The 12839-nt window shown below is 64.5% G+C and carries 15 protein-coding genes; 8 read left to right on the top strand and 7 right to left on the bottom strand.

Going from position 1 to position 12839, the window contains the following annotated elements:
* Window positions 1–85: 85 nt before the first annotated feature.
* Together CSAL_RS05315 and CSAL_RS05310 are read left to right on the top strand one after the other, a co-directional pair.
* Complete coding sequence (locus CSAL_RS05315; protein WP_011506340.1) at window positions 86–283, top strand: CsbD family protein; 198 nt, start codon at window positions 86–88, stop codon at window positions 281–283.
* Between the two features lie 61 nt (window positions 284–344).
* Window positions 345–869: a hypothetical protein gene (locus tag CSAL_RS05310; protein WP_011506339.1), complete on the top strand. Its 525-nt coding sequence runs from the start codon at window positions 345–347 to the stop codon at window positions 867–869.
* 252 nt (window positions 870–1121) lie between these two features.
* On the opposite strand, the gene CSAL_RS05305 is transcribed toward CSAL_RS05310, so the two are convergent.
* From CSAL_RS05305 to CSAL_RS05295, 3 genes are all read right to left on the bottom strand, one after another.
* Window positions 1122–1520, bottom strand: a complete 399-nt coding sequence (locus CSAL_RS05305; protein WP_011506338.1) for a DUF4168 domain-containing protein — start codon at window positions 1518–1520, stop codon at window positions 1122–1124.
* Window positions 1521–1636: 116 nt separating this feature from the next.
* Window positions 1637–2959, bottom strand: coding sequence for a pyridoxal phosphate-dependent aminotransferase (locus CSAL_RS05300; protein WP_011506337.1), 1323 nt, complete (start codon window positions 2957–2959; stop codon window positions 1637–1639).
* A gap of 83 nt (window positions 2960–3042) precedes the next feature.
* Window positions 3043–3960, bottom strand: a complete 918-nt coding sequence (locus CSAL_RS05295; RefSeq protein ID WP_011506336.1) for a MurR/RpiR family transcriptional regulator — start codon at window positions 3958–3960, stop codon at window positions 3043–3045.
* Window positions 3961–4120: 160 nt separating this feature from the next.
* On the opposite strand from CSAL_RS05295, the gene CSAL_RS05290 reads away from it, so the two are divergent.
* Window positions 4121–4555 (top strand): DUF4174 domain-containing protein, encoded by a 435-nt coding sequence (locus CSAL_RS05290; RefSeq protein WP_011506335.1) that lies wholly within the window; start codon window positions 4121–4123, stop codon window positions 4553–4555.
* A 22-nt stretch (window positions 4556–4577) separates the two neighbouring features.
* On the opposite strand, the gene CSAL_RS05285 is transcribed toward CSAL_RS05290, so the two are convergent.
* From CSAL_RS05285 to CSAL_RS05275, 3 genes are read right to left on the bottom strand one after another with little or no spacing between them, the layout of a single operon-like run.
* On the bottom strand, window positions 4578–5495 hold the full coding sequence (locus tag CSAL_RS05285) for a 5-oxoprolinase subunit C family protein (RefSeq protein ID WP_011506334.1): 918 nt from the start codon (window positions 5493–5495) through the stop codon (window positions 4578–4580).
* Complete coding sequence (gene pxpB / locus CSAL_RS05280; protein ID WP_050934494.1) at window positions 5492–6247, bottom strand: 5-oxoprolinase subunit PxpB; 756 nt, start codon at window positions 6245–6247, stop codon at window positions 5492–5494. Before pxpB ends, CSAL_RS05285 begins: the two co-directional genes overlap by 4 nt.
* A complete protein-coding gene (locus tag CSAL_RS05275) occupies window positions 6228–6980 on the bottom strand; it encodes a 5-oxoprolinase subunit PxpA (RefSeq protein WP_011506332.1) in 753 nt (250 codons plus the stop codon). The genes pxpB and CSAL_RS05275 overlap by 20 nt, the downstream gene beginning before the upstream one ends.
* A 219-nt stretch (window positions 6981–7199) precedes the next feature.
* Here CSAL_RS05275 and CSAL_RS05270 point away from each other — a divergent pair, with 219 nt between their 5' ends.
* The 5 genes from CSAL_RS05270 to CSAL_RS05250 all read left to right on the top strand — a co-directional run bounded on the left by CSAL_RS05270 (window position 7200) and on the right by CSAL_RS05250 (window position 11731).
* Window positions 7200–7637: a VOC family protein gene (locus CSAL_RS05270; RefSeq protein ID WP_011506331.1), complete on the top strand. Its 438-nt coding sequence runs from the start codon at window positions 7200–7202 to the stop codon at window positions 7635–7637.
* Window positions 7638–7699: 62 nt separating this feature from the next.
* The gene (locus CSAL_RS05265; protein WP_011506330.1) at window positions 7700–8644 is read left to right on the top strand and encodes a LysR family transcriptional regulator; all 945 of its coding nucleotides are present in this window, start codon (window positions 7700–7702) and stop codon (window positions 8642–8644) included.
* Window positions 8645–8761: 117 nt separating this feature from the next.
* Window positions 8762–9751, top strand: coding sequence for a TRAP transporter substrate-binding protein (locus CSAL_RS05260; protein ID WP_011506329.1), 990 nt, complete (start codon window positions 8762–8764; stop codon window positions 9749–9751).
* Between the two features lie 92 nt (window positions 9752–9843).
* Window positions 9844–10401 (top strand): TRAP transporter small permease, encoded by a 558-nt coding sequence (locus CSAL_RS05255; RefSeq protein ID WP_011506328.1) that lies wholly within the window; start codon window positions 9844–9846, stop codon window positions 10399–10401.
* Between the two features lie 28 nt (window positions 10402–10429).
* Window positions 10430–11731 carry a TRAP transporter large permease gene (locus tag CSAL_RS05250; RefSeq protein WP_011506327.1) on the top strand — a complete coding sequence of 434 codons (1302 nt, stop codon included), beginning with the start codon at window positions 10430–10432 and terminating at the stop codon, window positions 11729–11731.
* A gap of 88 nt (window positions 11732–11819) precedes the next feature.
* Here the strand turns inward: CSAL_RS05250 and araD1 are convergent, their stop codons facing one another.
* A complete protein-coding gene (araD1, locus tag CSAL_RS05245; RefSeq protein ID WP_011506326.1) occupies window positions 11820–12827 on the bottom strand; it encodes an AraD1 family protein in 1008 nt (335 codons plus the stop codon).
* Window positions 12828–12839: the final 12 nt, after the last annotated feature.

The raw sequence follows: 12839 nt of genomic DNA, 5'->3' as shown, positions 1-12839 counted from the left end.
GTCACAGCATGAATCTCTGTTATTCTGCGTAATGTGCGACGCGCAGGAAGCGCTCGCAAATTGGCAACCGTTCAGGAGGAACGCCATGAATTGGGATCAAATCGAAGGTCGCTGGACCGAACTCAAGGGCAAGGCCAAGGCTTCTTGGGGCGAGATGAGCGACGATGAACTCGATCAGATTGCCGGCAAGCGCGATCAAATGATCGGCAAGCTGCAGACCAAATACGGTATCAGCAAGGAAGAAGCCGAAAAGTGCGCCGACGATTGGGCGCGTTCGATCTGACCAGATCGGACGCGGGCACTACCCCATCGAATTCATAGAATCACGAAGAAGGAGCTTCACCATGCGCAACTCAATGTACCGCATGACGCAAACCGCCATTCTCATCGGTGGCCTGAGCCTGACGGGCGCGGCCCTCGCGCAATCCGAGACGCAGCCGCAGGGGCTGTATTCGGCCGACGAGCTGATGGATGCCGATGTATTCCTCGCGGAAACGCCCGATGAAGACGTCGGCGATGTCGAGGACGTGCTGCTCGGCGAAGACATGAGCGTGCAGGCGTTGGTCATCGAGACCGGCGGCGTGCTCGATCTCGGCGATACCCATCGCGTGATCGACCGCGATGACTTCACCCTGGAAACGCACAATGGCGACGATCTCGACGATCTGGATTATCGCGTCACGCTCGAGATGACGCGCGACGATGTGGCCAAACTGCCCGAATACGACAACGACTGGTGGCAGAACGCCCAGGAACAGGCTCGCCAGGCTTGGGAAAACACCAAGCAAGGCGCGGAAAGTGCCTGGCAGAGCACCAAGTCGGCCACGGCCGACCTGCTCGACGATGCCAGTGACGCCATCAGCAACTGATCATGGCTCGACGGGTGACTCGTCACCCGCTGCCTGAACTGGAAGAGGCCTGCCACTCGGCAGGCCTCTTTTATTGCCCTTTACCCGTATTGCCCTGTATTCGCATTGCTCTGTGCTCGGAACCGCCCGGCATCTGGTGCAGCCCCGGGCATCCGGCCACGAAAAAGGCCACCCGAAGGTGGCCTTTTCCGCGAAGGTCGTATCGATTCGACATCGACACCGGTATCACCGCGCGGGTGATACCGTATTCACTTACTGCTGCTCTTGCACCATGCCCTGGACACGCTGCATGAGCTCGGGATCCTGCTGGATCGCCTGGCCGATGGCGTTGAAGTCCTCGACACTCATGCCGCTGTCTTCGACGACGCTGACCATTTCCTCATTTGCTTCCTGACGCAAATCCTGTTGAGCCGACTCGTCTTCAGCGTTCTGCAGCTTCTGCGTATATTCCTGAGAAACCTTGGCGATTTCCTGAGACGCATCAGCGAACTGCTGAAGCTGTTCGTCGGAGAAGTTCTGTGCTGCCGCCCCCTGTTGGGTCTGACCAGCACCGCTCGCTGCCGGGTCTTCCTGCTGTGCCATTGCCGCCGGTGCCGCTACCATTCCGGTGGTCAGCATGGCCGCTGATACAAAAGCAGTGATCCGTTGCATGTATACCTCCAGGTTTTGCGTGTACGTGGACACTCTGACGCCCACGAACGAAGTGAGTTCAACTTTTCGTGTTACTGCGTGTAATCAATGCGCCGTTTCATCAATACGGCGAGTCATCAACCGTTCGTCTCGAGCCATCCGACGATGGCCTCGATGCCTTCACGTATCTTGGCCAGGGCGAGATCGGCCTCTGCCGCCTCGACGTCGACCGATGCTCGTGCGAGCAAATCCGTACCATCAAAATCTACATAGGCCAGACGTAACGCGAGCACACTAGGGTCGCAGCCAAAGGCACTTCCCGGCAAGAGCGCCACGCCGGCATCGTCGAGCAGACGCGTCGTCAATTCGGCACTGGTGGTGATGCCCCGCGCCCGCAATGCCTCGCGGTGGCCTTCGAAATCGGGAAACAGATAGAAACCGCCGTCCGGTGCATGCGTGCGCACGCCGGCTGCCTCCAGACGTTGCGCGCACCAGCGGCCTATCGTCCCCAGCCAGCGCCGCTGCGTCTCGAGATACGCCGCCTGGGCCGACGTCACGGCGTAGGCAGTCTCCGCCGCTGCCTGCACCGGGCTGGTCACACTCGACCAGGTTTCGGAGGCGATGCCGATCAGACGTGCCAGCAAGTCGGCACCCAGCGCTTCGGGCACGTTGAGCACGCCCAGTCGCCATCCGCCCGCGCCGCACCACTTGGATAGCCCACTGGTGGTCAGCGTGCCTTCTGGATAATCGAGTGCGAATGCCCGATGCGCGCCCCGATGATCGAGCGGGCCATAGATTTCGTCGGCCAGTACCAGCACGCCATGACGCCTGGCCACTCTGGCCAGTTCACGCTGATGTTCGGGGTCGGGCGACAACCCCGTGGGATTGCCGGGCGCATTGAGGATCAGCAAGCGCCGGGCCGGGCCGTGTTCGCGGCAATAGCGGTCGAGTTGCTCCGGCGTGATCTGCCAGCGGCTTTCGAAGGTCGCCGGCAGGCGTACCGCGTGCTGCCCCGCCAAGCGCGCTTGCGGGGCATAGGACACCCAGGCCGGCGCAGGGATCAGGATCTCGCTGGCCGGCAGGGCCTTCATCAGCGCGAAGAGCAGTAGCTTGCTGCCCGGCGCCACCAGTACCCGCTCGGCCCGCCAGTCGGTGCCGTCCATGTGGCGATGGAACGCCGCCACCTGCTCGCGCAGCGCGGCGGTGCCCTGTACCGGCAGATAGGCCTTGTCGGCAGCGTGCTCGGCCAGTGTCGCCACCGCCGGAGCGAATACCGGGAACGGCGACTGGCCGAACCCGAACTTGATGATGCGTCGGCCTTGCGTTTCGAGCTGACGCGATTGCTCGTTGATCAAGAGCGTATCCGAGGCGGCGGTGGCGCCGGGGGCCTCGGCGTAACCGCGATTCAGCCATTCGGCGGCGCTGGTGGTGGATTCGGGAGCGGCGGCAGGGGCGGTCATGTCATTCTCCGGCAATGGTCTAGGTGCCTGGGTACGCGCGGCCTAGGTGCACGCGATAATAGGAGCGCAAGGGCGCGGTGGTGTCATTCGACATGCAAGCGCGAGATCAGCGCCTCGCGCTGACGCAGGGCCAGCACCGCGTCGTGTCCCATGTCGCGGGCCACGCGGGACAACAGGAGTTCCACGAGCATGAACAGGCTGCTCATGGGGTTGAAGAAGAATGCCCCTTCGGCCGGCGCCAGCAGCGTCAGCTCGGTCAGGGCGGCGAGTTGCGAGGCGGAGTGATTGGTCAAGGCGAGCAGCGAGGCGCCCTGCTCTACGGCCAGCCGGCAGTAATCGACGCTCATTCGCGACTCGGGCCGAAAGGCGATGCCGATCACCAGATCGTCTTCACCCAGCCGCAGGGCCTGCTCGACGCTCACGCCCGCCTGGGGCGAGACCAGCTGCACGCCATCGCGTAGATAGTCCAGGTAGTACGCCAGGTAATGCGCGGCCCCGAAACTGGCACGCAGCCCGACCACATGCACGCGTCGCGCTCGCTGGATGGCAACCGCCGCCCGCGCCAGTTGTGCCGTATCCAGCGCCTCGACCGCCGCCGAGAGGTTCTGCATTTCCTGCTGCCACAGCATGCGGTCATCGGCGAGCTCGGCGCCTTCGGCACGGGGCGTTTCACCGAACTCGAGCAGACGCTGAGCGCGCGTGGAATAAAAGGCGCTATCGCTGAGGTCGTCGCGGAACAGCGTCTGCAACGCCTTGAACCCCTCGAGGCCGAGCGCATGCGACAGGCGCGTCAAGCGGGAAGGGTGAACCCCATGACGCTGCGCCAGCTGCGAGATGCTCGACAGGCTCACCGCCTCCGGCTGGGCCAGCAACGCCTCGAGCAGTGCCACCCCCTTGGCGGACAGCTTCAGCTCGGGGACATCCCCATCCCGAGCGCGCAGCGCCAACAGTTGCAGATCGGCGTAGCGCCGGGGCGGCAGAACGGGCGTATCGGCGGGCATGAGCAGGCTCCTGGCGCATTCGTCTGGCTCGGTTCAGTGTCCAGAATAGGCAGCGGTCGACCTTTTTTGCAAATAAATTTGCAAATAGGGAAATAAAACTCGCGCCCGCAGCATCCACGAGGCTCTGCCATACTGGCAAGGTCCTCACAGGAGTCATGCCATGCGCACCGTGCTGTTTGCCTTGCTACTCGTTGTGCTGCCCGTACTGGGCACCGCCCAGGCGGCCGACCCCGCCAATCCGCTGATCACCGATCACGGTCTTTTCCGGCCGCTGGTGATCGTCTCGCCGGATCGCGACGACGATTACCAACGCATGCGGACCCTGCTCGGCGCGAGCCAGGCAAAGTTCCAGGCACGCGACATGCTGCTGTATCGGGTGGAAAACGGACGCGGTTATCGCAACGACATGCCCATGACGCGCTTCGAGACCCAGGCCTTGCTGGACGCTCTGGCACTGCGCGACGACATGCCGCTCACCACGGTGCTGGTGGGCAAGGATGGCGGCAAGAAGATGCAACTCGAGGGGTTCGTGGCACCGGAGACGGTCTATCACCTCATCGATCAGATGCCGATGCGAGCGGCGGAACGGGATTGACGTTCCGCCACTCGCGTCTTCGTCAGCGCCAGCGCGCGAGTTGCCGTAAATGCGCCTCGCGGGCCTGGCTGGCGGTGACCGGCCTCAGGCGTAACTGCGTGCCCGGCACGCATTGCGCCAGTTGCGCGCACGCCAGTGGCGTCAGGGCGCCGAGACGCGGATAGCCGCCGATGGTCTGGCGGTCGTTGAGCAGGATGATGGGTTGGCCGTCGGCAGGTACCTGAACGGCTCCCAGGGGAATGCCTTCCGACACCATGCCCGCCCCCAGGTAGCGCAGTTCGGGGCCGGTCAGTCGCACGCCCATGCGATCGGCACGCTGGTCGACGGTCCAGGCGGCATTGAACGCCTCGAACACGCTGGTACCGCTGAAGCCGGCGATCTGCGCGCCGCTCACCAGGGCCAGATGCGGGTTTTCGCCCGGCAGGGTGCTGGCGTCATCCGGCAGACGGCGTCCGGGCTCGCCATGGCCCGACCAGACCAGCCTGTCGCCCTCGCCAAGCGTCCCGCCCTGCCCCTCGAGACCGCCCAGGCCCTCGCGTACCGTGCTGGCCACACTGCCCAGCACGGAGGGCGCCTCGAGCCCGCCGGGAAACGCGAGATAAGCGCGGAGACCGGCACGCGGACGCTCGAAGGCCAGGCGCTGGCCGGGTGCGATGGTGAAACTGGCCCCCGGTGCCAGCGGCGTCTCGTCGAGCGTGGCACCGAGATCCGCGCCCGTCAGGGCCAGCGTGGCCGAGGTCTCGGCACAGAGCGTCAGGCCGCCCACGGTAATCTCCAGCCCCGCGGCCTGAGGCGCGTTCCCCAGCAACCAGTTGGCCCAGCCCAGCGACACCCAATCGGCGGCGCCTCCCTGGGTCACGCCAAGGTGACGCACGCCGAAGCGCCCGCCATCCTGAATCAGCGCCAACGGTCCCGCGCGTTCGACGACCAACCCTTTCATGCCTGTTCCTCCGTCGGTGTATCGCCGCGCTCTGCCAGCGGTGTCGGGTCGCCGCCCTGCTCGATGAAGGCCTCGCGGGAAATCGCCTCGAAGCGCACTTTATCGCCCGGCCGGAACAGGCTGTAGCCTTCCCGGTCGTCTCCGAACAGGGCCACGGGCGTGCGCCCGACGATATTCCAGCCGCCGGGCGAGAGCGTGGGATAGACCGCCGTCTGGCGTTCGGCGATGGCCACGCTGCCGGCGGCGACTTTCTGGCGGGGCGTCTTCAGGCGTGGCGTGGCCAGCTCTTCGTCGAGACGCCCCATGAAGGCGTACCCCGGTGCGAAGCCCAGCGCGAAGACGCTGTAATCGCGCGCGCAGTGCCGTGCGACGACTTGGTCATGACTCACGCCCAGGCGGGCGGCGATGCGCTCGAGTTCCGGCCCGACACTCACGTCATACCACACCGGGATCACATGCCGCCGCCCTTCACGCTCGGCCGTCGGCGACAAGCCGTCGAGCGCCTCGCGCACCCGGGCACGGGCCGCCGGCAGCGTCAGGTGCGCCACGTCGTAGTGCACCAGCAAGGTGGTGTAGGACGGCACCAGGTCGATCAATGCCGTGCCAAAGGCCTCGCGCAGAGCGCGATCGGCGGCCAGCATCCATGGCATGTGAGCTTCATCGATGCCGTCGAACAGGCGCACGATGAGCGTGTCCATGCCCACCGTTTCGATTTTCGGGTCGTTCACCGGCTCACTCCCGCGCCAGGCCATCGAAGGCATCGCGAATGGCGCGTACGGCAGCTACCGATTCGGCGTTGTCGCCATGCACGCACAAGGTATCCGCCGGCAGGTGCAGCAAGCTGCCGTCGTTGGCCGTCAACGGCTCTCCCCTGGCGAGCGTCACCGCCTGGGCCACGATGGCCTCGCGATCGTGGTGCACCGCCCCGGGCTCACGCCGCGACACCAAACGCCCCTGGGGGTCGTAGGCCCGGTCCGCGAAGGTCTCGAACCACAGCGTCACGCCCATTTCCTCGGCCAGCGCCCGCATCGGCGCCGGGTCCGCCGTGGCCATGGCCAGCAGCGGCAGTTCGGGATCGTAGGCCAGCACCGCCCGCATGGCGCCGCGCAGAAGCTCCGGGTCGCGGGCCATGTCGTTGTACAGCGCGCCATGCGGTTTGACGTAGGCCACACGCGTCCCTTCGGCGCGGCACATGCCCTCCAGCGCGCCGATCTGATACAGCATCATGTCCTCGACTTCACGCGGCGAACAGGCCAGCGAGCGGCGTCCGAAGCCTTGCAGATCCGGGTAGGCGGGATGCGCGCCGACACGTACGCCATGCTGCACGGCCAATGCCACGGTGCGACGCATGATGCCGGGGTCCGAGGCATGGAATCCGCAGGCGATATTGGCGCAGTCGACGTAGGGCATGACCTCGTCGTCGAGGCCCATTTTCCAGTTGCCGAAGCTTTCTCCCATGTCGCAATTGAGAAGCGGTAGGGGCATGAACGTGACCTCTGCTTGTTGTCGTCGGCTTTCACGAATGCGGCGTTTCACTCTAAGAAAGCCCGCTCGGCCCGGTCCAATCGTTTTTCGTGATGCGTGATATCGGCGCAACCTTTCATCTTGAGGCAGGCGGCAGGAAAGCAGTTGACGCCGGCCGCTGGCGGGCTCAAGAATCATCCTCTGCATGGCCCCATCACAACAGACTCCGAGGAGACCACCATGGCTGTCAGCGATCCTTTCCACCTCGCCGTTCAGGTCCGTGACATCGACGAGGCACGGCGTTTCTACGGCGACTTCCTGGGCTGCCCCGAAGGGCGCTCCTCGGACAGCTGGGTCGACTTCGATCTCTTCGGACACCAGTTCGTCTGCCACCTCAATCCGGCACTGAAGGACAATCCCGTCACCAGCCACAAGAACCCGGTGGACGGTCACGGCGTGCCCGTACCGCATTTCGGCGTGGTGCTGGAAATGCCCGCCTGGCAAGCCCTGGCCGACAAGCTCCGCGCCCATGACGTGACTTTCGAGATCGAGCCCTACGTGCGCTTCAAGGGCGAGCCCGGCGAACAAGCCACCATGTTCTTCTACGATCCCTCCGGCAATGCCCTGGAGTTCAAGGCCTTCAAGGACCGCGAAACGCAGCTGTTCAAGAAAGCGTAACCCGGGCGCCGTTCTTTCTTCGCCGCACGGGGATCCGGGCGGCGACACGCGCAGGATCACCGATGTTCGATTTCAAGGAACTCGAGGCGTTCGTCTGGGTGGTGCGCCTTGGCTCGTTCCGCAAGGGCGCGGCCAAGCTGTACCTCACCCAGCCGTCGATCTCGGATCGCATCACCCGCCTGGAAGACAGCGTCGGCGAATCGCTGCTCGACCGCTCGGCGCGGCCCGTGCAACCCACCTTGCGTGGCCGTGAGTTCTTCACCTACGCCGAACGCCTGCTCGAAGGGCGCGAGGAAGCCATGCGGCTGTTCCAGGACGAGGAGTCGTTTTCCGGCACCCTGCGCCTGGGCGTCATCGAGACCATCGCCAGCAGTTGGTGTCCGACCTTCATGCGCCGTCTGGCCGAGCGCTACCCGCAATTGACCATCGAATTGACGGTCGATATCTCGCCGTTTCTGCATCAACGGCTGGCCGAGAACGATCTCGACATGTTGTTCGCCATGGACGGCGTCGCCCCCGGACTTTGCGCCATCCAGACACCATTGTGCACCTACGAGATGGGCATGTTCGCGGCGCCCGAGATGGCCGCCACGCTGCAACGCGGCGGGCCGGCCGCCTTCGCCGAGACGGCCTTCATTTCCTTCAGCAAACAGGCACGCCCCTACCGCGAACTGGTCGCCTACCTGACCGCACTGGGGATCGACACGCCACGCATTCATCGCACCAGTACCCTGATGACCATCATGCGCATGAGCATCGAGGGCGTCGGCATCGGGGTCCTGCCCGTGGCCACGGTGCGCGATGCCGTGGAAAGCGGCAGTCTGGTGCGGCTCACGCTGGAAGAGCCGCTGCCACCGATGATCTACGACGCCATCTGGCGCAGCGCCAACTATCCCAGTTTTTGCGCCAGCGTCGCCCGTCTGGCCAAGCAGTGCGCGACCGATTATGCCCAGGATCATGGCAAACTATCATCGCCCGCCAGCATGAAAGGGTATGTCGATACTTGACATCAAAATTAACGATTTGACGCCGACACGCCGCCACTTGAAGAATGATTTCGTCTTGCGAGGCACCTTGAGCAACGCATTCGAACACCTCCTTTCAATAACAATGAGGAACCCAGCATGCGCACGATGCACTCTCTCGCCTGGCTGGCGGCGCTAGGCTCGCTCAGCGTGACCGGCGGCGCGATGGCCGCACAATGGAATCTCGCCACGCCCTATGGCGATGCCAGCTTCCATACCCAGAACACCAAGCAATTCGCCGAGGATGTCGCCGAGACCACCGACGGCGACTTGTCCATCAACGTGCACAGCGGCGGCTCCTTGATCGCGCACTCGGAGATCAAGCCCTCCGTGCGACGCGGTACCGTGCAGGCGGGCGAGGTGTTTCTTTCCTCGCTGTCCAACGAATCGCCGATCTACGAGGTCGACACGCTGCCGGGGCTGGCGAACGGGTATGAAGACGCCTACGACCTGTGGCAGGCCTCCAAGCCGATCATTACCCAGATGTTCGCCGAGGAAGGGTTGATGCCGCTCTACGCCGTGCCATGGCCCGCGCAAGGCATCTATACCGACTTCGAGCTGACCGATGCCTCGCAGTTCGAGGGACTGCGCGTGCGTGCCCCCAACATCAATACCCAGCGCTTCGTCGAAAACCTTGGCGGGCTTCCCACCGAAACCGAGGAAGCCGACATCCCCACGGCGTTCAGCACCGGCCGCGTGGATGCCATGATCACCTCCGTCTCCACCGGCAATTCGATGTCCGCATGGGATTACGTCTCGCATTACAGCGATGCCAATCTGTGGCTGCCCAAGAACATCGTGTTCGTCAACAAGCGGGATTTCGACCGTCTCGATGACGCGACCCAGCAAGCCGTGCTCGACGCCGCCGCCGAAGCCGAGCGTCGCGGCTGGCAGGCCAGTCGCGAGGACAGCGCGGAAAGCGCCAAGGCCCTCGAAGCGCATGGCGTGAGCATTTCCCAGCCCAACGCGAGCCTGGCCGAGGACCTCAAGGCCGCCGGCGACTCGCTCTTCGAAGACTGGCAAGCGCGTGCCGGCGAACAGGCCAAGACGCTGATCGAGCGCTATCGCAAGCGCCAGGCCGCCGAATAATCGCACACACCTCGTGACTCGTCCTGCATGCCCCGCGCGTCATCGACGGCGAGCGGGGCCCGTCCTCACCCTCGCACTCGTGAGTGACCGACATGACCTATCGACTCGACAGACTCTACCGCCTCGGTGCCTGGGGGGCAGCAGCCTGCATGCTGGCCATTTGCACCATCGTCACGCTGCAGGTGCTGCTGCGCTGCCTGGACGCCCTGCTGGTCCTGATGGGCAGCACTCGCCTGGGCATCGAGATTGCCGGTGTCTCGGAAATGGCGGCCTACCTGCTGGTCGGCGCCACGTTCTTGAGCATGGCCTACACCTTCACGCACCACGCTCACATTCGCGTCACTCTGGTCATCTCGCGCCTGCCGCCCAGCGCGCGCGTGTGGGTCGAGACCCTCTGCCTGCTGGTGGCCCTGGCCTTGAGTCTCTTGCTGACCTGGGAACTGGTCGGCCTGGTGCGCGAAAGCCTTGAATACGGCGATGTCTCTTCGGGGCTGCTCGCCATTCCGTTGTGGATGCCGCAAAGCGTGCTCGTCGTCGGTATCGCCTTGATGTGCCTGGCGCTCATCGAGACCTTGTGGGGCACCCTGCACACGGCCCTCACTGCGCCGGCTTCCTATGTGGCGACCGCGCCACGGGACGGTGACGCATGATCCATCACTCGCTGAAGGGAGCCTTGGCATGCTGACGCTCAGCCTCGTCACGATATTGACGCTCGCGCTACTGCTCGGCGGTGGCGTATGGATCGCCTTCGCCCTGCTCGGCACCGGCTGGGTCGCGCTGACGTTCTTCGGCAGCTTCGCCCCGGGGCCGATTCTCGCGTCCGATTTCTGGGGCGCCAGTTACGGGTGGGACCTGACCGCGCTGCCGATGTTCGTATGGATGGGAGAAATCCTTTTCCGCTCGGGTCTGGCCGACAACATGTTTCGCGCCCTGTCGCCCTGGCTCAACCGCCTGCCCGGACGCCTGCTGCATTCCAACATCATCGGTAGCGGCCTGTTCGCCGCGGTGTGCGGTTCCTCGGCGGCGACCTGTGCCACGGTCGGCAAGATGACCCTGCCCGAACTGGAGCGGCGAGGGTACGACGGCAACATGGCCATCGGCACGCTGGCCAGCGCATCGACCCTGGGACTCTTGATTCCGCCCTCGATCATGATGATCGTCTACGGCGTGGTGACCGAACAATCGATCTCGCGTCTGTTCATCGCCGGCGTGTTGCCGGGCCTGTTGCTGCTCGGGCTGTTCATGGCCTACCTGGTCGGCTGGTCGTTGCTGGTCGGCAACCGCCAGGGGCGTGCCGGTGAAGGCGCGGCCCACATGCCGTTCGGGCAGAAGCTCCGCAATAGCGCGCAGCTGATTCCGCTGCTGCTGCTCATCGGCGGCATTCTGGGCAGCATCTACGGCGGGCTGGCCTCGCCCACCGAAGCCGCCGCCGTGGGCGTGGTGCTGTCGATGGCGATCGCGCGGGGCAACGGCCATTTCGACAAGGCCATCTTCCTCGATTCGCTCTTCGCGGCGCTGCGCACCGCCTGCATGATCGCCTTCATCATCGCCGGTGCCTCGTTTCTCTCCTCGGCGATGAGCTTCACGCAACTGCCCATGCAGCTCGCCAACGCCATCGCCGAGATGGGGCTGTCTCCGACCATGCTGCTGGTCGTGCTGACACTCTTCCTGCTGGTACTGGGGTGTTTTCTCGACGGCATCTCGCTGATCCTGCTGGTCACCTCGATCATCATGCCGCTGATCGATGCCGCCGGTATCGACCTGATCTGGTTCGGCATCTACCTGGTCATCGTGGTGGAAATGTCGCAGATCACGCCGCCGGTCGGTTTCAATCTGTTCGTCATTCAGGGGCTGACCGGCAAGGACATCGTCACCATCACCCGTGCGACCTTGCCGTTCTTCCTGCTGATGATCCTCGCCGTCGTGCTGCTGCACCTCTTCCCGGGCATCGCGCTGTATCTGCCCCAGGCGATGAACTGAGTCGCACGCATCCACCTCCCCAACCGCAACGGCCGCTGGAAGATTCCAGCGGCCGTTGCCGTGAGCATGGGTGTCTCGAGGCGAGACGTTACAGCGGCTTGACGCTTGGTGCCGGCGCGACGGCGTCCTTGGAAAGCGGATTGCGCAGCGGCAGGGCGAACGGCTTGGCGTCGATCTCGAAGACATCACCGGGCTGGGGAATGATGCCGTCGCTGAAGCTCAGCGTCGCGGTGCCGAAGAAGTGCACATGGACATCGCCCGGACGGCAGAACTGCGCATACTTGAAGTGATGCGCCTCGAGATTGGCCAGGGTGTGGCACATGTTGGCCTCGCCGGAGATGAACGGCTTTTCCCACAGCACCTCGTCGCCCCGACGAATGCGTGAGGTGCCTTGCACGTCATCGGGCAACTCGTCGATCAGCAGCGTCGGGCCGAAAGAGCAGGCGCGCAATTTGGAATGCGCCAGGTACAGGTAGTTCTCGCGCTCGGTGACGTGGTCCGAGAACTCGTTGCCCAGCGCATAGCCGATGCGCCGTGGCACGCCGTCGTTGTCGATCAGGTAGAGACCGGCGACTTCCGGTTCCTCGCCGCCATCCAGCGCGAAATGCGGCATGCGCAGCGCCTCGCCCGGCGCCATGACGATGCCGCCGTCGCCCTTGTAGAACCACTCGGGTTGCACGCCGAAATCGCCGGGGGCGGGCTTGCCGCCTTCCAGCCCCTTGCGGAACATCTTCATCGAATCGGTCAGCGGCTGGTCGCTCTGATCCGCTTCGTTCATCTGACGATGCATCTTGTCGCGGCCCTCGGCGCTGCCCAGGTGCGTCAGCCCGGTGCCGGTGACCAGCAAGTGCGCCGGGTCGGGATGATCCAGCGGCGCCAGCAGTTGCCCCTTGTCGGCCAGGGCCACGGCATCGACACGTGCATCCCCGGGCCATTCCTTGATCAGCGCGGCGAGCCCGACCTTGCGATCGAGCGCGGTGAGCGCCAGGGCATGCACGCTGTTCACGTCATCCAGGCGACGCGCCTGGGTGGGATCGTCCTCGATGACCAGGACGAAACGCTCGCCGTTGTCGTTCCGGGCTTGTGCGAGTTGCATGTGATGGGCTCT

The organism is Chromohalobacter israelensis DSM 3043, from assembly GCF_000055785.1.
Lineage (GTDB): Bacteria > Pseudomonadota > Gammaproteobacteria > Pseudomonadales > Halomonadaceae > Chromohalobacter > Chromohalobacter israelensis.
This window is presented reverse-complemented; position numbering and strand designations above follow the sequence as displayed.